17 protein-coding genes are annotated in these 17,026 nt (G+C 69.0%); 11 read left to right on the top strand and 6 right to left on the bottom strand.

Going from position 1 to position 17,026, the window contains the following annotated elements; all coding sequences use genetic code 11:
* Positions 1-18: 18 nt before the first annotated feature.
* The 9 genes from exaC to PSPA7_RS15695 all read left to right on the top strand — a co-directional run bounded on the left by exaC (position 19) and on the right by PSPA7_RS15695 (position 9,893).
* Entirely contained in the window at positions 19-1,539 is a 1,521-nt protein-coding gene (gene exaC, locus PSPA7_RS15735; RefSeq protein ID WP_012076046.1) for an acetaldehyde dehydrogenase ExaC, read from the top strand.
* Between the two features lie 362 nt (positions 1,540-1,901).
* The gene (gene pqqA / locus PSPA7_RS15730; protein ID WP_003106462.1) at positions 1,902-1,973 is read left to right on the top strand and encodes a pyrroloquinoline quinone precursor peptide PqqA; all 72 of its coding nucleotides are present in this window, start codon (positions 1,902-1,904) and stop codon (positions 1,971-1,973) included.
* A gap of 52 nt (positions 1,974-2,025) precedes the next feature.
* The gene (pqqB, locus tag PSPA7_RS15725) at positions 2,026-2,940 is read left to right on the top strand and encodes a pyrroloquinoline quinone biosynthesis protein PqqB (RefSeq protein WP_003157536.1); all 915 of its coding nucleotides are present in this window, start codon (positions 2,026-2,028) and stop codon (positions 2,938-2,940) included.
* Between the two features lie 10 nt (positions 2,941-2,950).
* On the top strand, positions 2,951-3,703 hold the full coding sequence (gene pqqC / locus PSPA7_RS15720) for a pyrroloquinoline-quinone synthase PqqC (RefSeq protein WP_003157535.1): 753 nt from the start codon (positions 2,951-2,953) through the stop codon (positions 3,701-3,703).
* On the top strand, positions 3,700-3,978 hold the full coding sequence (pqqD, locus tag PSPA7_RS15715; RefSeq protein WP_003157534.1) for a pyrroloquinoline quinone biosynthesis peptide chaperone PqqD: 279 nt from the start codon (positions 3,700-3,702) through the stop codon (positions 3,976-3,978). Before pqqC ends, pqqD begins: the two co-directional genes overlap by 4 nt.
* Entirely contained in the window at positions 3,950-5,095 is a 1,146-nt protein-coding gene (gene pqqE / locus PSPA7_RS15710) for a pyrroloquinoline quinone biosynthesis protein PqqE (protein ID WP_034000044.1), read from the top strand. Before pqqD ends, pqqE begins: the two co-directional genes overlap by 29 nt.
* A 4-nt stretch (positions 5,096-5,099) precedes the next feature.
* Positions 5,100-6,926 carry an alpha/beta hydrolase family protein gene (locus tag PSPA7_RS15705; RefSeq protein ID WP_012076043.1) on the top strand — a complete coding sequence of 609 codons (1,827 nt, stop codon included), beginning with the start codon at positions 5,100-5,102 and terminating at the stop codon, positions 6,924-6,926.
* A gap of 86 nt (positions 6,927-7,012) precedes the next feature.
* Positions 7,013-8,176, top strand: a complete 1,164-nt coding sequence (gene ercA / locus PSPA7_RS15700; protein WP_003157533.1) for an alcohol dehydrogenase-like regulatory protein ErcA — start codon at positions 7,013-7,015, stop codon at positions 8,174-8,176.
* Positions 8,160-9,893 (top strand): hybrid sensor histidine kinase/response regulator, encoded by a 1,734-nt coding sequence (locus tag PSPA7_RS15695; protein ID WP_012076042.1) that lies wholly within the window; start codon positions 8,160-8,162, stop codon positions 9,891-9,893. The genes ercA and PSPA7_RS15695 overlap by 17 nt, the downstream gene beginning before the upstream one ends.
* On the opposite strand, the gene PSPA7_RS15690 is transcribed toward PSPA7_RS15695, so the two are convergent.
* From PSPA7_RS15690 to PSPA7_RS15665, 6 genes are all read right to left on the bottom strand, one after another.
* The gene (locus tag PSPA7_RS15690) at positions 9,890-11,098 is read right to left on the bottom strand and encodes an MFS transporter (RefSeq protein WP_012076041.1); all 1,209 of its coding nucleotides are present in this window, start codon (positions 11,096-11,098) and stop codon (positions 9,890-9,892) included. The genes PSPA7_RS15695 and PSPA7_RS15690 overlap by 4 nt on opposite strands.
* A gap of 124 nt (positions 11,099-11,222) precedes the next feature.
* Positions 11,223-11,786, bottom strand: coding sequence for a putative glycolipid-binding domain-containing protein (locus PSPA7_RS15685; protein WP_012076040.1), 564 nt, complete (start codon positions 11,784-11,786; stop codon positions 11,223-11,225).
* Entirely contained in the window at positions 11,783-12,139 is a 357-nt protein-coding gene (locus tag PSPA7_RS15680; RefSeq protein ID WP_012076039.1) for an MmcQ/YjbR family DNA-binding protein, read from the bottom strand. Before PSPA7_RS15680 ends, PSPA7_RS15685 begins: the two co-directional genes overlap by 4 nt.
* Before the next feature lie 18 nt (positions 12,140-12,157).
* The gene (locus PSPA7_RS15675; protein ID WP_012076038.1) at positions 12,158-12,436 is read right to left on the bottom strand and encodes a peptidylprolyl isomerase; all 279 of its coding nucleotides are present in this window, start codon (positions 12,434-12,436) and stop codon (positions 12,158-12,160) included.
* Between the two features lie 56 nt (positions 12,437-12,492).
* Positions 12,493-14,448 carry an acetoacetate--CoA ligase gene (locus PSPA7_RS15670; RefSeq protein ID WP_012076037.1) on the bottom strand — a complete coding sequence of 652 codons (1,956 nt, stop codon included), beginning with the start codon at positions 14,446-14,448 and terminating at the stop codon, positions 12,493-12,495.
* A gap of 67 nt (positions 14,449-14,515) precedes the next feature.
* Complete coding sequence (locus PSPA7_RS15665) at positions 14,516-15,436, bottom strand: LysR family transcriptional regulator (RefSeq protein ID WP_012076036.1); 921 nt, start codon at positions 15,434-15,436, stop codon at positions 14,516-14,518.
* A gap of 131 nt (positions 15,437-15,567) precedes the next feature.
* On the opposite strand from PSPA7_RS15665, the gene PSPA7_RS15660 reads away from it, so the two are divergent.
* Together PSPA7_RS15660 and PSPA7_RS15655 are read left to right on the top strand one after the other, a co-directional pair.
* On the top strand, positions 15,568-16,266 hold the full coding sequence (locus tag PSPA7_RS15660; RefSeq protein WP_003088566.1) for a CoA transferase subunit A: 699 nt from the start codon (positions 15,568-15,570) through the stop codon (positions 16,264-16,266).
* Positions 16,267-16,300: 34 nt separating this feature from the next.
* Positions 16,301-16,957 (top strand): CoA transferase subunit B, encoded by a 657-nt coding sequence (locus tag PSPA7_RS15655; RefSeq protein ID WP_003088567.1) that lies wholly within the window; start codon positions 16,301-16,303, stop codon positions 16,955-16,957.
* Positions 16,958-17,026: the final 69 nt, after the last annotated feature.

Raw genomic sequence — 17,026 nt, 5'->3', positions numbered from 1 at the left:
ACACAGGAGAGCTTCGCCATGATCTACGCAGCGCCCGGAACCCCCGGTGCCGTCGTTACCTTCAAGCCTCGCTACGGCAACTACATCGGTGGCGAATTCGTGCCTCCGGTCAAGGGCCAGTACTTCACCAACACCTCGCCGGTGAACGGCCAGCCGATCGCCGAGTTCCCCCGTTCCACCGCCGAGGACATCGACAAGGCCCTCGACGCCGCCCACGCCGCCGCCGACGCCTGGGGCCGCACCTCGGTGCAGGAACGCTCGAACATCCTGCTGAAGATCGCCGACCGCATCGAACAGAACCTGGAACTGCTCGCCGTCACCGAGACCTGGGACAACGGCAAGGCCGTGCGCGAGACCCTCAACGCCGACATCCCCCTGGCCGCCGACCACTTCCGCTACTTCGCCGGCTGCATCCGCGCCCAGGAAGGCTCCGCCGCCGAGATCAACGACAGCACCGTGGCCTACCACATCCATGAGCCGCTGGGCGTGGTCGGGCAGATCATCCCGTGGAACTTCCCGCTGCTGATGGCCGCCTGGAAGCTGGCCCCGGCGCTGGCCGCCGGCAACTGCGTGGTGCTCAAGCCGGCCGAGCAGACCCCGCTGGGCATCTGCGTGCTGCTGGAACTGGTCGGCGACCTGCTGCCGCCGGGCGTGCTCAACGTCGTCCAGGGCTTCGGCAGGGAGGCCGGCGAGGCCCTGGCCACCAGCAAGCGCATCGCCAAGATCGCCTTCACCGGTTCCACCCCGGTCGGCTCGCACATCCTCAAGTGCGCGGCGGAAAACATCATTCCCTCCACCGTCGAGCTGGGCGGCAAGAGCCCGAACATCTACTTCGAAGACATCATGCAGGCCGAGCCGGCGTTCATCGAGAAGGCCGCCGAGGGCCTGGTGCTGGCCTTCTTCAACCAGGGCGAGGTGTGCACCTGCCCGTCCCGCGCACTGGTCCAGGAGTCGATCTACCCGGCATTCATGGAAGAAGTGCTGAAGAAGGTCAGGGCGATCAAGCGCGGCGACCCGCTGGACACCGAGACCATGGTCGGCGCCCAGGCCTCGCAGCAGCAGTACGAGAAGATCCTCTCCTACCTCGACATCGCCCAGCAGGAAGGCGCCGAAGTGCTCACCGGCGGCAGCGCCGAGAAGCTCGAAGGCAACCTGGCCAGCGGCTACTACATCCAGCCGACCCTGCTCAAGGGCCACAACGGCATGCGCGTGTTCCAGGAGGAAATCTTCGGCCCGGTGGTCGGCGTCACCACCTTCAAGGACGAGGCGGAAGCCCTGGCCATCGCCAACGACACCGAGTACGGCCTCGGCGCCGGCCTCTGGACCCGCGACATCAACCGCGCCTACCGCATGGGCCGGGGGATCAAGGCCGGCCGCGTGTGGACCAACTGCTACCACCTGTACCCGGCCCACGCCGCGTTCGGCGGCTACAAGAAGTCCGGCGTCGGCCGCGAGACGCACAAGATGATGCTCGACCATTACCAGCAGACCAAGAACCTGCTGGTGAGCTACGACATCGATCCGCTGGGCTTCTTCTGAGCGTTCCTCAGCCGCCGCGTGCCGCTCCGGCGCGCGGCTTTCGCCGACGCCCCCCGGGGCGCCCGCCGCCACGCCCGGCGTGGCTTCCCCAGGGCGGGTCCTGGCGCGACGCGGCCACGGCCGCGTTTTTTTTCGTTACACCGGCCGACCTTCGCAGCACCCCGCGTGGGCTAGGCTTTTTCGTGCGCCGGGGCAACCGTGGCGCGCGAGGGGGATCGGTCCGGGCGAACCTTGGCCAGGGTCGGCAGTCCCTACCAAATCAGGGGACGAACTCCTTCGAAAGTCTCATTCGAGGCGTTCCCCGCTGATGTTTAACTCGACCTGCCGGAATCGACCGGCACCACCCCAGGAGGATCGACCCCATGTGGACCAAGCCCAGCTTCACCGACCTGCGTCTCGGTTTCGAAGTGACCCTCTACTTCGCCAACCGCTGACCCATCCGGCCCCGGTCATCCGGGGCCTCCCTCCAGCCCGCGGGGCAGACCCATGCACATCCGTATTCTCGGTTCGGCCGCCGGCGGCGGCTTTCCCCAGTGGAACTGCAACTGCCGCAACTGTCGCGGGGTCCGCGACGGCAGCGTAGCGGCCCAGCCACGCACGCAATCCTCCATCGCCCTGTCGGACGACGGCGAGCGCTGGATCCTCTGCAACGCCTCGCCCGACATCCGTGTCCAGATCGCCGCCTTCCCGGCCCTGCAGCCGGCGCGTCGGCCGCGCGATACGGCGATCGGCGCGATCGTCCTGCTCGACAGCCAGATCGACCACACCACCGGCCTGCTCAGCCTGCGCGAAGGCTGCCCGCACGAAGTCTGGTGCACGCAGATGGTCCACCAGGACCTCAGCGAAGGCTTTCCGCTGTTCCGCATGCTTTCCCACTGGAACGGCGGCCTGCGCCACCGGCCGATCGCCCTCGATGGCGAGCCTTTCGCCATCCCGGCCTGTCCGCGCCTGCGCTTCACCGCGATCCCCCTGCGCAGCAGCGCGCCACCGTATTCCCCGCATCGCGGCGACCCGCATCCGGGCGACAACATCGGCCTGTTCGTCGAGGACCTCGACAGCGCCGGCACACTGTTCTACGCGCCGGGCCTCGGCGAGGTGGACGAGGCGCTGCTCGAATGGATGCGCCGCGCCGACTGCCTGCTGGTGGACGGCACGCTCTGGCGCGACGACGAGATGCTGGCCTGCGAGGTCGGCGACAAGCTCGGCCGGCAGATGGGCCACCTGGCGCAGAGCGGGCCGGGCGGCATGCTCGAGGTACTGGCGAAGGTGCCGGCCGCGCGCAAGGTGCTCATCCATATCAACAACACCAATCCCATCCTCGACACCGCTTCGGCCGAGCGCGCCGAACTGGATGCCAGTGGCATCGAAGTGGCCTGGGATGGCATGCACATCCAGCTGTAGGGGGACCGACATGAGCCGTGCCGCCATGGACCGCGCCGAGTTCGAACGGGCGCTGCGCGACAAGGGGCGCTACTACCATATCCACCATCCGTTCCATGTCGCGATGTACGAGGGCCGTGCCAGTCGCGAACAGATCCAGGGCTGGGTGGCGAACCGCTTCTACTACCAGCTCAACATCCCGCTGAAGGACGCGGCGATCCTGGCCAACTGTCCCGACCGCGAGGTCCGCCGCGAGTGGGTCCAGCGCATCCTCGACCACGACGGCGCCCCCGGCGAGGCGGGAGGCATCGAGGCCTGGCTGCGCCTGGCGGAGGCGGTGGGCCTGGAGCGCGAGCAGGTGCTGTCCGAAGAACGGGTGCTGCCCGGCGTGCGCTTCGCCGTCGACGCCTATGTCAACTTCGCCCGTCGCGCCAGCTGGCAGGAGGCGGCGAGCAGTTCGCTGACCGAACTCTTCGCCCCGCAGATCCACCAGTCGCGGCTGGACAGCTGGCCGCGCCACTATCCGTGGATCGAGGCGGCCGGCTACGAGTATTTCCGCAGCCGCCTGGCCCAGGCCCGGCGTGACGTCGAGCACGGCCTGCGGATCACCCTGGAGCACTATCGGACCCGCGAGGCACAGGAACGCATGCTGGAGATCCTGCAATTCAAGCTGGACGTGCTGTGGAGCATGCTCGACGCGATGAGCATGGCCTACGAGCTGGAACGTCCGCCGTACCATACGGTGACCCGTGAGCGGGTCTGGCACCGGGGGCTGGCGCCATGAGCCTGCCATCGCTCGACAGCGTGCCGGTCCTGCGCCGGGGCTTCCGCTTCCAGTTCGAACCGGCCCAGGACTGCCATGTGCTGCTCTATCCCGAAGGGATGGTCAAGCTCAACGACAGCGCCGGGGAGATCCTCAAGCTGGTCGATGGCCGCCGCGACGTGGCGGCCATCGTCGCGGCGCTGCGCGAACGTTTTCCCGAAGTTCCCGGCATAGACGAAGACATCCTGACGTTCCTCGAGGTGGCCCATGCGCAATTCTGGATCGAGCTGCAGTGAAAGCGTGGGGCCGCCGCTCTGGCTGCTGGCCGAGCTGACCTACCGCTGCCCGTTGCAGTGCCCGTACTGCTCGAACCCGCTGGAATTCGCCCGCGAGGGCGCCGAGTTGGGCACCGCGGAATGGATCGAGGTGTTCCGCCAGGCTCGCGAGCTGGGCGCCGCCCAGCTCGGTTTCTCCGGCGGCGAGCCGCTGCTGCGCCAGGACCTCGCCGAACTGATCGAGGCGGGGCGCGGCCTGGGCTTCTACACCAACCTGATCACCTCCGGCATCGGCCTCGACGAGGCACGCCTGGCGCGCTTCGCCGAGGCCGGGCTGGACCACGTGCAGATCAGCTTCCAGGCCGCCGACGAAGAGGTGAACAACCTGCTCGCCGGCTCGCGCAAGGCCTTCGCCCAGAAACTGGCGATGGCCCGCGCGGTGAAAGCCCATGGCTACCCGATGGTGCTCAACTTCGTCACCCACCGGCACAACATCGACAACATCGAGCGGATCATCCAGCTGTGCATCGAGCTGGAGGCCGACTACGTGGAACTGGCCACCTGCCAGTTCTACGGTTGGGCCGCGCTGAACCGCGCCGGGTTGCTGCCGACCCGCGCCCAACTGGAGCGCGCCGAGCGGATCACCGCCGAATACCGCCAGCGGCTGGCCGCCGAAGGCAATCCGTGCAAGCTGATCTTCGTCACCCCCGACTACTACGAGGAACGGCCGAAGGCCTGCATGGGCGGCTGGGCCAGCGTGTTCCTCGACATTACCCCGGACGGCACCGCGCTGCCGTGCCACAGCGCGCGGCAACTGCCGCTGAAGTTCCCCAACGTGCGCGAGCACAGCCTGCGCCACATCTGGTACGAGTCGTTCGGCTTCAACCGCTATCGCGGCGACGCCTGGATGCCCGAGCCGTGCCGCTCCTGCGAGGAAAAGGAGCGTGACCACGGCGGCTGCCGCTGCCAGGCGTTCCTCCTTACCGGCGACGCCGACGCCACCGACCCGGTCTGCGCCAAGTCGGCCCGCCACGACCTGATCCTCGACGCCCGGCGCCAGGCCGAGGAGGCGCCGCTGGGCCTGGACGCGCTGACCTGGCGCAATCAGCGCGCCTCGCGCCTGATCTGCAAGGCCTGAGGCAATGGTCGACTACGGCGACTGGCCGAGCGACTGGGGCGCCGAGCGCGCGGTGGCGGCCGGGCGCGATTTCAGCGAACTGAAGGCGGCCCATGGCGGGCTGGCCTGGGTGGAATTCGATCCGGCCAGCGCGCGCTCGCGCCTGTACCTGTGGCGCGACGGCGAGCTGGAGGAGCCCACCGCGCCGGACGGCTCGGTGCGCAGCCGGGTCTACGAGTACGGTGGCGGCGCCTGCTGCGTGACGCTCGACGGGCTGGCCTGGGTCGACGAAACCGACCAGCAGGTACGCCGTTGGCGAGCGGGTCGTGCAGCCCAAGTGCTGGGCGGCGGGGCGCGGTGTCGCTACGGCGACCTGGCCTACGTCGATGCCTGGGATGCCCTGCTGGCGGTGGAGGAGAGCCATGAGGCGGCCGGGGTGGTGCATCGCATCGTGCGCCTGGACGCCGATGGCGCGCGCCGGGTGCTGGTCGAGGGCGCCGATTTCTACGCCGCCCCGCGTGCCGCCGGCCAGGGGCGGCGGCTGGCCTGGATCGAATGGGACCGCCCGCACCAGCCCTGGACCGAGACCCGCCTGGGCCTGGCGGAGAGTGGGCGTACGCGCTGCCTGGCTGGAGCCGGTGGCGGCGAGTCGATCCAGCAGCCGCGCTTCGATCCCGACGGCCGCCTTCACTGGCTGAGCGACCGCGACGGCTGGTGGCGTCCCTGCGCCGAGGTAGCATTGGCCGGCCGCTTCGCCGATGCCGACCACGCGGGCGCGCCCTGGCAACTGGGCGCTTGCAGCTACCTGCCGCTGGGAGAGGGAAGGCTGCTGCTCGGACGCCTCGAGGCCGGCGGCGGGCAACTGTTCCTGCGCGAAGCGGACGGCAGCGAGCGGCGCTTGGCCGCGGACTGGAACCGGTTCGCCGGACTGGCCGCGGATGCCCGGGCGTTCTACTGCATCGCGGCGGCGGCCGATCGTCTGCCGGCGCTGCTGGCGATCCGCCGTGACGACCTGCGTGTCGAGGTGTTGCGCGGTGGCGAGCGGTCACTGGCGGAGGGCGAGCTGTCGCATGCGCAGGCCTTCGTCTATGCCCTGGGCAACGGCGAACACGGCCACGGTTTCTTCTATCCGCCGCGCAACGCCCGCCGCCGCGTCGATCCCGAACGGCCACCGCCGTTGCTGGTGTGGCTGCATGGCGGACCGACCTCGATGCATTCGCCGGCGTTCGATGCCGGCCTGCAGTTCTGGACCCAGCGCGGTTTCGCCGTGGCGGCGCTGAACTACCGTGGCAGCAGCGGCTACGGCCGCGCCTATCGGCAGCGCCTGCGCGGCCAATGGGGACGCCTGGAGGTGCGCGACATCGAGGCGGCGCTGGCGCAGCTGGCGACGGAGGGGCGGATCGACCGCGACCGGGTCTTCGTCCGTGGCGCCAGCGCCGGAGGCTACAGCGCGCTGCGCGCCCTGGCCTGCCTCGATGGCCTGCGCGGCGGCGCCAGTCTCTACGGGGTCAGCGATCCGTTGGCACTGGCGCGTTGCACCCACAAGTTCGAGGGCGACTACCTCGACTGGCTGATCGGCGACCCGCGGCGCCAGCGCCGCCGCTACCTGGCGCGCAGTCCGGTGCGGCAGGCCGGGCGTATCCGCGCGCCGGTGGTGTTCTTCCAGGGCGGGCTCGACGCGGTGGTGGTGCCGGAGCAGACCGAGGCGATGGTCGCTGGCCTGCGGCGCAGCGGCGTGCGCGTGGAGTGCCACCGCTATCCGCAGGAGCGCCACGGCTTCCGCCAGCCGGCCAATCGCGCCCATGCCCTGCTGGCGGAATGGCGCTTCTACCTGGGCCTGCTGGAGGATTGAAGGGACCCGCCAAGGTCGCATTGCAATAACCGACGAATACAGTAGGCTGCCGGCAATGTCCGATAACAATAAGAATGGTCTGTCAGATGAGCCACGACCTCAGCCAACTGCGTAAATTCGTCTCGCCCGAGATCATCTTCGGCGCCGGCTGCCGGCACAGCGTCGCCAACTACGCGAAGACCTTCGGTGCGCGCAAGGTCCTGCTGGTCTCCGACCCCGGTGTGCTCGCCGCCGGTTGGGTCGCCGACATCCAGGCGAGCCTGGAGGGGCAGGGCGTCGACTATTGCCTGTACACCGCGATCTCGCCCAACCCGCGCGTCGAGGAGGTGATGCTCGGCGCCGAGTTCTACCGCAGCCAGGGCTGCAACGTGATCGTCGCGGTGGGCGGCGGCAGCCCGATGGATTGCGCCAAGGGCATCGGCATCGTCGCCGCCCATGGCCGCAGCATCCTCGAGTTCGAAGGCGTCGACCGGCTGCGGGTGCCGAGCCCGCCGCTGATCCTGATCCCGACTACCGCCGGGACTTCGGCGGACGTCTCGCAGTTCGTGATCATTTCCAACCAGGACGAGCGCATGAAGTTTTCCGTGGTGAGCAAGGCGGTGGTGCCCGACGTCTCGCTGATCGACCCGGAAACCACGCTGACCATGGACCCCTTCCTCTCCGCCTGCACCGGCATCGATGCGCTGGTGCACGCCATCGAGGCGTTCGTCTCCACCGGCCACGGCCCGCTGACCGATCCCCACGCGCTGGAAGCGATGCGCCTGATCGACGGCAACCTGGTGCAGATGATCGCCAACCCCGGCGACATCGCCCTGCGCGAGAAGATCATGCTCGGCAGCATGCAAGCCGGGCTGGCCTTCTCCAATGCCATCCTCGGCGCGGTGCACGCCATGTCGCACAGCCTCGGCGGCTATCTCGACCTGCCGCACGGGCTGTGCAACGCGGCGCTGGTCGAACACGTGGTGGCATTCAACTACAGCGCCGCGCCGGAGCGCTTCAAGGTGATCGCCGAGACCTTCGGCATCGACTGCCGCGGCCTGACCCAGGCGCAGGTCCGCCAGCGCCTGGTGGACCACCTGATCGCCTTCAAGCGTGCCGTCGGTTTCCACGAGAGCCTCGCCCTGCACGGGGTCGGCAGTTCCGACATCCCCTTCCTTTCGCGCCATGCGATGCAGGACCCGTGCATCCTCACCAACCCGCGCGAATCGAGCCAGCGTGACGTCGAGGTGGTCTATGGCGAGGCCCTCTGAGCGACAGCAGGAGGCCCTGGCCGGATTGCTCGGCCTGGGCAGCCACTCCGCGCGCAAGAGCCACTACCCGGAGCTGCTGGCGCGCCTGGAGGAACTGGAGGCGGAGCGCAACCGCTACAAGTGGCTGTTCGAACACGCCGTGCACGGCATCTTCCAGGCCAGCCTCGGCCACGGCCTGCGCGCCGCCAATCCGGCGTTGGCGCAGATGCTCGGCTACGACGATCCGCAACAGGTGCTCTGGTCGCTGGAGGACATGGCCGGGCAGTTGTTCGTCGGCGGTGAGGCCGAGATGCGGCGGATCCGCACGCTGCTGCGCGAGCGCGGCGGCCTGTTCGGCTACGAGACGCGCCTGTGGCGCAAGGATGGCAGCCATATCGAGGTGTTGATGAACCTGCTGCTCAGGCACGACGAAGAGGAACTGGTCGAAGGCTTCGTCGCCGACATCACCGAGCGGGTCCAGGCCCAGCAGCGCCTGCAGAGCATGAACGAGGAACTGGAGCGGCGGGTGGCCGGGCGTACCCGCGAGCTGGAAGAGCTCAATCGCCAGTTGCGCCAGGCGCGCGACGCCGCCGAGGCCGCCAACCACAGCAAGGACAAGTACCTCGCCGCCGCCAGCCACGACCTGCTGCAACCGCTCAATGCGGCGCGCCTGCTGGTCGATACCCTGCGCGAGCGTGGCCTGCCGGCCGCCGAGCTGCAACTGGTGGAGCGTACCCATCTGGCGCTGGAGGGCGCCGAGACGCTGCTCACCGACCTGCTGGAGATCGCCCGGCTCGACCAGAGCGCGATCCGTCCGGAGCTGGACGACTACTCCCTGGACGAATTGCTCGGGCCGCTGGTTTCCGAATTCGAGGAAGTCGCGCGGGCCTCCGGCCTGGCGCTGCGCGCGCGGATTCCCCGGCTGGCGGTGCGCACCGACGCGCGCCTGCTGTCGCGGATCCTGCGCAACTTTCTCAGCAACGCCTGCCGCTATACCGAGCGTGGCGCCGTACTGCTGGGCGCGCGCCGGCGTGGCGGCAACGTGCGCCTGGAGGTCTGGGACAGTGGCCGGGGCATTCCCGCCGACCAGTTGCAGGCGATCTTCCTCGAGTTCAACCAACTGGACGTCGGCCGGGCTTCCGAGCGCCGTGGCGTCGGCCTGGGCCTGGCCATCGTCGACCGGATCGCCGGCATCCTCGGCTATCGCATCGAGGTGCATTCGATTCCCGGCCGAGGCTCGCTGTTCGCCATCGAGGTGCCGGTGGTCCGCGAGCCATCGCGGCCAGCGCCCGGCGAGGCGCCGGCGCGGATGTCTGCCGGCGATCCGCTGCCGGGAAGGCGGCTGCTGGTGGTGGATAACGAGACCGAGATTCTCTTCAGCATGGCCGCGCTGCTCGGCCAGTGGGGCTGCGAAGTGCTCACCGCCAGCGACCTGGAAAGCGCCCGGCGGGTGCTCGGCGGACGCGCGCCCGACGTGATCCTCGCCGATTACCATCTCGATCACGGCGCCACCGGCTGCCAGTTGCTGGGCGCGTTGCGCGGGGACTACGGCGCCGCTATCCCGGCGGTGATGATCACCGCCGACCGCAGCGACGACTGCCGTCGCGCGCTGAATCGACTGGGCGTGCCGCTGCTGAACAAGCCGCTGAAGCCCGGCAAGCTGCGTGCCGCCCTAAGCGCCTTGCTCGGCGAGGCCCAGGGCGCTCCCCGCGGCGCCGGAGACGGTGGCAGGCCCTAGCCGGGCCGGCGGCTGCGCCGGTGCAGCGCGACGGCCAGGGCCAGCCCGCTGAGCGCGGCCAGGCAGGCGAAGAGGAAGATCGAGCGGAAGCCGAACAGGTTGGCGACGAAGCCCACCAGCGGCCCGGTGACGCCCAGCGACAGGTCGACGAACAGTGAGTAGGCACCCAGCGCCGCGCCGCGGTTGGAAGCCGGCACCAGGTTCACCGCTTCCACGCCGAAGGCCGGGAACACCAGGGAGAAGCCGAAGCCGGTGAGCGCCGCGCCGGCCAGGCCGATCCAGGGGTTCGGCGCGCTCCACAGCAACAGCAGGCCGAGGCTTTCGATGCCGAGGCAGACGATCGCCACGCGGAAGCCACCGAGCCGGTTGATGCTATTGGCGAACAGCAGCCGGGCGCCGATGAAGCAGCCGCCGAAGGCGCTCAGGCAGAGCACCGCGTGGGCCCAGCCACGGCTGGCGTAGTAGAGGGTGATGAAGGTGGCGATGGTGCCGAAACCGATCGCGCCCAGCGCCAGGCCCATGCCGTGCGGGGTGACCCGGCCGAGCACATGGTGGAACGGCAGGCGTTCGCCGTGCACCAGCGGCGCCGGCAGCTTCGGCCAGGCCAGGGCGAAGCCGAGCAGCCCGAGCAGGACGATCGCCGCGCCCATGCTCCACAGTCCCAGCCATTGCACCAGCAATACCCCTAGCGGCGCGCCGAGGGCGATGGCGCCGTAGCTGGCGATACCGTTCCAGGAAATCACCTTGGCGGTGTGCGGCGCGCCGACCCGGCCGATGCCCCAGCCGATCGCCGCCGAGCCGACCAGGCTTTCCGCCGCGCCGAGCACCAGGCGGCCGACCAGCAGGCTGGCCAGGCTCAGCGCCGGCCAGCCCTGGAACGCCACCGAGAGCAGCATGAACAGCCCGCTCGCGGCGCTGCCGGCCATGCCGTAGAGCACCGCGCGCTTCGGCCCGAGGCCGTCGATGACGCGCCCGGCGTAGGGCCGGGCGAGCAGGGTGGCGAGGTACTGCACGCTGATCACCAGGCCGGCCAGCACCGAGCCGTAGCCGAGGTCGTCGTGCACGTAGCCGGGCAGCACCGCCAGCGGAATGCCGATGGTCAGGTAGCCGATGAAGGTGAACAGCACCACCGAGACGATCTGCAGGGTGACGTTCTGCCGCGCGCTGTCTTGCGCCGGCGGGATGGGGGGGATATCGACGGACATGTGGGAAACGCGGTCGCAGTGGGTTGTCGCGGTTCGCCATGATGACCGTTGCCGATGAGGAATGAAAGCAGGCTAACGGATTCGCCGGGCGATCAGCGGCGCGCGGCGCGTGGCGCAGGTACGTTCAGAGGCGCTGGAAGAGGCCCGGGTAGTCGATCACCAGCCCTTGTTCGTCGACCAGCAGCACCGCCTTGAACGCGCTGCCTTCGAGGTTCTCGTAAAGATAGTGGCCGGCGTCCAGGCGCGTGTAGGCCTGGCGCATGCTGCGCGGCTCCAGGGCCGGGGCCTCGATGTAGAGGACGCGGATTTCCGCGCGCTGGCCATCGGCCAGGCCCAGGCGACGGATCGGGAAGGTGTTGGTGAAGGGACTTGGCCAGAGGTCGATGTCCAGGCAGCCGTCGAACGCCGGCAGCGCTTCGCCGTCGCCGTCCTGCCAGTGGCCGCGGCCATCGGCGAGCAGGTGCAGCTTGCGCACCCCGGTCTCGCTTTCGACGTGGAACACCGCTTCGCGCAGATGCCAGCCGGCGTCCCAGCGCAGCCGGTAGTCCAGCTGGTAGGGCAGTCCGCTGCGTTCGTCGGGTGCGCGCAACTGGCTTTCCGCCTGGTCGTGCTCCAGGCGCAGGGCCTCCCAGCTGGACGACGGCGAGCGCCACAGGCCAGCCCAGGTGTACAGACGCTCGCCGCTCATGCGTCGAGTACCAGGCCGAGGCGCTGGCGCCTGGGCAGGCGCGCCACCACTAGCTGATGGGAGCGGACCAGGGCCTCGCGCAGCTCGGCGGCCTTCATCGGGTAGGGACGCGCCATCACGATCCAGTGCGCCCGCGCCAGGTAGGGTGCCGGACGGATGCCGGGGCGGTCGACATAGCCGAGGAACAGCTCGCTGCCGACCTTGAAGGCCAGGCCGCCGTCCTTGTCGACGAAGTCGAGGATGGCGAACATCTTGTTGCCGGCCACCGAGAACACCCGGTTCGACCCCCACTTGAGGTCTTCCCGGGCACCGGGCAGTTGCAGGCAGAAGGTGGCGATCTGGTCGGCGGTCATGGACGCTCCGGTGGCGGGTCAGTCGCGGAAGTACACTTCCAGGAGATGGTAGCCGAACTGGCTCTTCAGCGGACCCTGGAGTACGCCCACGGGCTTTCTGAAGATCGCATTGTCGATCGGCCGGACCATCTGTCCCGGGCGCACCTCGCCGAGGTCGCCGCCACGCTTGCCGGACGGGCAGGTCGAATGCTTCCTGGCCAGCGTGGCGAAGTCCTCGCCCCTGGCCAGGCGCTGCTTCAGTTGCTCGGCCTCGGCGGCGGTCTTGACCAGGATGTGGCGGGCCATGGCGACAGGCATGGGATTACCTTCTGCGGGAAACGGAACGCGCATTCTAGCCCAGGCCCGCCGTGGCTTCAGTCGCGCAGTTCGGCGCGGTCGCGGTAGAGCTCCAGCGCCTGCGGGTTGGCCAGGGCGTCGGTGTTCTTCACCGGGCGCCCGTGGACCACGTTGCGCACCGCCAGTTCGACGATCTTGCCGCTCAGGGTGCGCGGGATGTCGGCGACCTGGACAATCTTCGCCGGCACGTGGCGCGGCGTGGTATTCGCGCGGATGGTCTGGCGGATGCGTTCGCGCAGGGGCTCGTCGAGGTCGACGCCGTCGCGCAGGCGGACGAACAGCACCACCCGCACATCGCCCCGCCAGTCCTGGCCGATGGCGATGGACTCGAGGACTTCCTCGACCTTCTCCACCTGGCGGTAGATCTCCGCGGTGCCGATGCGCACGCCGCCGGGGTTGAGTACCGCGTCGGAGCGGCCATGGATCACCAGTCCGCCGTGGGCGGTCTCCTCGGCGTAGTCGCCATGGGCCCAGACGCCGGGGAAGCTGCTGAAGTAGGCATCATGGAACCTGGCGCCGTCCGGGTCGTTCCAGAAGCCCAGCGGGATCGACGGAAAGTGCCGGGTGCAGACCAGTTCGCCCTTGCCGCTGGCGAGCCGGCGGCCGTCGTCGTCCCAGATTTCCACGGCCATGCCCAGCGCCTTGCATTGCAGTTCGCCGCGCCATACCGGCAGCAGAGGATTGCCGATGGCGAAGCAGGAAACGATGTCGGTGCCGCCGGAGATCGACGACAGGCAGAGGTCGCTCTTCAGCTCGCGGTAGACGTAGTCGAAGCTTTCGTGGGCCAGCGGCGAGCCGGTGGAAAGCAGCGTCTTCAGGCTGTCCAGGCGATGGCTGTGGCGCGGGCGGGCGCCGGCCTTTTCCAGCGCCGCCAGGTACTTGGCGCTGGCGCCGAACACGCCGATGCCCTCGGCGTCGATAAGATCCATCAGGCGTTCCGGGCCGGGATGGAACGGCGAGCCGTCGTAGAGCACCAGGCTGGCGCCCACCGCCAGGCCGGAGACCAGCCAGTTCCACATCATCCAGCCGCAGGTGGTGTAGTAGAACAGCCGGTCGCCGTCGCCCAGGTCGGTGTGCAGGCCGTGCTCCTTGAGATGTTGCAGGAGCACGCCGCCGGTGGCGTGGACGATGCACTTGGGTACCCCGGTGGTGCCCGACGAATAGAGGATGTACAGCGGCTGCTCGAAGGGCACCGGGGTGAAGACCGGCTCGCCCTCGGCCTGGTAGAACCCGTCCCACAGCGCGACCTGCGCCTGGCAGCGGTAGTCCTGCGGCTGTGCCTGCGGACGGTCGTAGGGCACCACCAGCAGTTGCTCCAGGCCGGGCAGGCCGGCGAGCACCTCGTTGAGCCTGGCGGTCAGGTCCAGCGACTTGCCGGCGTAGCGGTAGCCGGCGCAGGCGATCAGCACCCGCGGTTCGATCTGGCCGAAGCGGTCGATCACGCCCTGGGTACCGAAGTCCGGCGAGCAGCTCGACCAGGTCGCGCCGAGGCTGGTGGTGGCAAGCATGCCGACCACGGTCTGCCAGGTGTTCGGCATCAGCGCCGCGACCCGCTCGCCAGGACCGACGCCGAGCGCGGCGAGGCGCTTCTGCAGGCCGGCGACGTGACGGGCCAGCTCGGCGTGGCTGAGCACCTCGCGGCGGCCGTCTTCGCTCACCGCGATCAGCGCCGGGGCGTCATCGCGGCGGCGCAGCAGGTGTTCGGCGAAATTCAGCATGGCGCCGGGGAACCAGCGCGCCGAGGGCATCTGCGCGCCTTCCTCGAGCACCGCGCGCGGCGGTTGCCGGAAGCGCACCTCGAAGAAGTCGACGATAGCCTGCCAGAACGCCTCGCGGCGCTCCACGCTCCAGGCGTGCAGCGCCGGGTAGTCGGCCAGGGCGAGGGCGTGGCGCTGGTTGACGAAGCGCCGGAAAGCCTCCATGCGGCTGGCGGCGATACGTTCGGCGGAAGGCGTCCAGAGCGGTGCGGGCATGGCGTGTCCGTCCTTCTTGTCGTTCTGACCCATGCGCCAAGCATAACCGCCCGCGGCGGCGCCTGCCTCAATCGCCGGACTGGTCTTCGGGCAGCGCCAGCGAGCGCCAGTCGGTGCCATGCAGCAGCACGTCGCTGAGGGCCTGGGCGGCGGTGGACAGCTTGTGCTCGCTCAGCCGCAGCAGGCCGACCCGGCGCTGCACCTGCGGCGCATAGAGCGGCAGGCAGCGCGCGCCGAGTTCCCGCATCTGCTGGATGCACAGGGTCGGCACGGCGCTGACACCGAGGCCCTGGGCGACCATCCGCCCGACCGTGACCAGTTGGTGGCTCTCGAACGCCACCGGCAGGCGGCCGTGCTCGGCGGCCACGCTTTCTTCCAGGAGCAGGCGCACCGCCGAGGGGCGTTGCAGGGTGATGAAGGGCTCGCCGAGCAGTTCGCGCCAACTGATCCGCTCCCGCCCGACCAGCGGCGAGCCGGCCGGCACCACGGCGACGAAGCGGTCGTTGTAGAACGGGGTGAATTCGAGGTTTTCCAGGAACTCCGGCTCGAAGGCGATGCCCAGCTCGACGCGCCGGTTGCGGACCATCTCCAGCACCTGCTCGTTGATCACGTCGTGCACCGCCACGTTGACCCGCGGGTGGCGCTCGCGAAAGGTCTTCAATACCAGCGGCAGCAGGTTGCCGGCGAAGGAGGGCATGGCGGCGATGGAGACCTTGCCCAGTTGCAGGGTGAAGTGCTGGCGCAGCAATTCCTCGGTGTTGTCCCAGTCGGCCAGCAGGCGCTGCGCCAACGGCAGCAGGGCCTCGCCCTCGGGGGTGAGGCTGACGCTGCGGGTGGTACGTTCCAGCAGCGCACCGCCGAGGCTTTCCTCCAGGCTCTTGATCGCCAGGCTCAGGGCCGGCTGGGAGAGGTGCAGGCGTTCGCCGGCCTGGGCGAAGCTGAGGCTCTGCGCCACGGCGAGGAAGGCGCGCAACTGCTTGACGGTCATTTATTTGTTTTTCTCATCAATGGATTGGAAAAACAAACTTAACAAATCAGTCCGCAGCGGAGAAGCTCTGTGCGACCCGGCAGTCGGACTGCCGCACGCACAATCACAAGAGCCGGAAGAGGCACAGCAGCATGAGCGGACTCGACAAGCGAGTAGGCAGTTACGAAGAGGCCCTCGAAGGCCTGACCGACGGCATGACCGTCCTCGCCGGGGGCTTCGGCCTCTGCGGGATCCCCGAGAACCTGATCGCGGAAATCCGCCGGCGCGGGGTCAGGGACCTCACGGTGGTCTCGAACAACTGCGGCGTCGATGGCTTCGGCCTCGGGGTGCTGCTGGAGGACCGGCAGATCCGCAAGATGATCGCGTCCTACGTCGGCGAGAACGCCCTATTCGAGCAGCAACTGCTCAGCGGCGAGCTGGAGGTCGAACTGACCCCCCAGGGCTCGCTGGCCGAGAAGATCCGCGCCGGCGGCGCCGGCATCCCGGCCTTCTTCACCGCCACCGGCTACGGCACCCCGGTCGCCGAGGGCAAGGAGGCACGCGAGTTCAATGGCCGCCACTACATCCTCGAACCGGCCATCACCGGCGACTTCGCCATCGTCAAGGGCTGGAAGGCCGACCATTTCGGCAACGTCGTCTATCGCCACACCGCGCAGAACTTCAACCCGCTGGTCGCCACCGCCGGGCGCATCACGGTGGTCGAGGTGGAGGAGATCGTCGAACCCGGCGAACTGGACCCGACGCAGATCCACACCCCCGGCATCTACGTCGACCGGATCATCCAGGGTCGGTTCGAGAAACGCATCGAGAAACGCACGCTGCGCGCCTGACGGCGGCCGCTACAACGACAAGAGGTTTCCCCAGATGGCACTTACCCGCGAACAGATGGCGCAGCGCGTGGCGCGCGAATTGAAGGACGGCTACTACGTCAACCTCGGCATCGGCATCCCGACCCTGGTGGCCAACTACGTGCCGGAGGGCATCGACGTGATGCTCCAGTCGGAGAACGGCCTGCTCGGCATGGGCGCGTTTCCCAGCGAGGCGGAAGTCGACGCGGACATGATCAACGCCGGCAAGCAGACCGTGACCGCCCGCGTCGGCGCGTCGATCTTCGACTCGGCGCAGTCCTTCGCCATGATCCGTGGCGGCCATGTCGATCTCACCGTGCTCGGCGCCTTCGAGGTGGACGTGCGCGGCAACATCGCTTCCTGGATGATCCCCGGCAAGCTGGTCAAGGGCATGGGCGGCGCCATGGACCTGGTGGCCGGCGCGGAGAACATCATCGTCACCATGACCCATGCCTCCAAGGACGGCGAGTCCAAGCTGCTGCCGTACTGCACCCTGCCGCTGACCGGTTGCGGCTGCATCCGCAAGGTGCTCACCGACCTGGCCTACCTGGAGATCGAGGACGGCGCCTTCATCCTCCGCGAGCGCGCCCCCGGGGTCAGCGTCGAGGAGATCGTGGCGAAGACCGCCGGCAAGCTGATCGTCCCCGAGCACGTGCCGGAAATGAGCTTCTGAGTCCCCGGCCCGCGCGGCTGGCGCTTCCACGCAAGGCGCCGGCCGCGCGGTCCGTCCCTTTCCAGAGGG

The organism is Pseudomonas paraeruginosa PA7, from assembly GCF_000017205.1.
In the GTDB taxonomy this organism is placed as follows: Bacteria; Pseudomonadota; Gammaproteobacteria; order Pseudomonadales; family Pseudomonadaceae; genus Pseudomonas; species Pseudomonas paraeruginosa.
This window is presented reverse-complemented; position numbering and strand designations above follow the sequence as displayed.

Excerpts from the sequence above, each read along its gene's own strand:
- pqqB (WP_003157536.1), top strand. The coding sequence starts at position 2,026 with ATGCACATCCGTATTCTCGGTTCGGCCGCCGGCGGCGGCTTTCCCCAG.
- exaC (WP_012076046.1), top strand. The coding sequence starts at position 19 with ATGATCTACGCAGCGCCCGGAACCCCCGGTGCCGTCGTTACCTTCAAG.
- PSPA7_RS15690 (WP_012076041.1), bottom strand. The coding sequence starts at position 11,098 with ATGTCCGTCGATATCCCCCCCATCCCGCCGGCGCAAGACAGCGCGCGG.
- PSPA7_RS15655 (WP_003088567.1), top strand. The coding sequence starts at position 16,301 with ATGGCACTTACCCGCGAACAGATGGCGCAGCGCGTGGCGCGCGAATTG.
- pqqE (WP_034000044.1), top strand. The coding sequence starts at position 3,950 with ATGCGCAATTCTGGATCGAGCTGCAGTGAAAGCGTGGGGCCGCCGCTC.
- PSPA7_RS15675 (WP_012076038.1), bottom strand. The coding sequence starts at position 12,436 with ATGCCTGTCGCCATGGCCCGCCACATCCTGGTCAAGACCGCCGCCGAG.
- PSPA7_RS15665 (WP_012076036.1), bottom strand. The coding sequence starts at position 15,436 with ATGACCGTCAAGCAGTTGCGCGCCTTCCTCGCCGTGGCGCAGAGCCTC.
- pqqC (WP_003157535.1), top strand. The coding sequence starts at position 2,951 with ATGAGCCGTGCCGCCATGGACCGCGCCGAGTTCGAACGGGCGCTGCGC.
- ercA (WP_003157533.1), top strand. The coding sequence starts at position 7,013 with ATGAGCCACGACCTCAGCCAACTGCGTAAATTCGTCTCGCCCGAGATC.
- PSPA7_RS15680 (WP_012076039.1), bottom strand. The coding sequence starts at position 12,139 with ATGACCGCCGACCAGATCGCCACCTTCTGCCTGCAACTGCCCGGTGCC.
- PSPA7_RS15670 (WP_012076037.1), bottom strand. The coding sequence starts at position 14,448 with ATGCCCGCACCGCTCTGGACGCCTTCCGCCGAACGTATCGCCGCCAGC.
- PSPA7_RS15685 (WP_012076040.1), bottom strand. The coding sequence starts at position 11,786 with ATGAGCGGCGAGCGTCTGTACACCTGGGCTGGCCTGTGGCGCTCGCCG.
- PSPA7_RS15695 (WP_012076042.1), top strand. The coding sequence starts at position 8,160 with ATGGCGAGGCCCTCTGAGCGACAGCAGGAGGCCCTGGCCGGATTGCTC.
- PSPA7_RS15660 (WP_003088566.1), top strand. The coding sequence starts at position 15,568 with ATGAGCGGACTCGACAAGCGAGTAGGCAGTTACGAAGAGGCCCTCGAA.
- pqqD (WP_003157534.1), top strand. The coding sequence starts at position 3,700 with ATGAGCCTGCCATCGCTCGACAGCGTGCCGGTCCTGCGCCGGGGCTTC.
- PSPA7_RS15705 (WP_012076043.1), top strand. The coding sequence starts at position 5,100 with ATGGTCGACTACGGCGACTGGCCGAGCGACTGGGGCGCCGAGCGCGCG.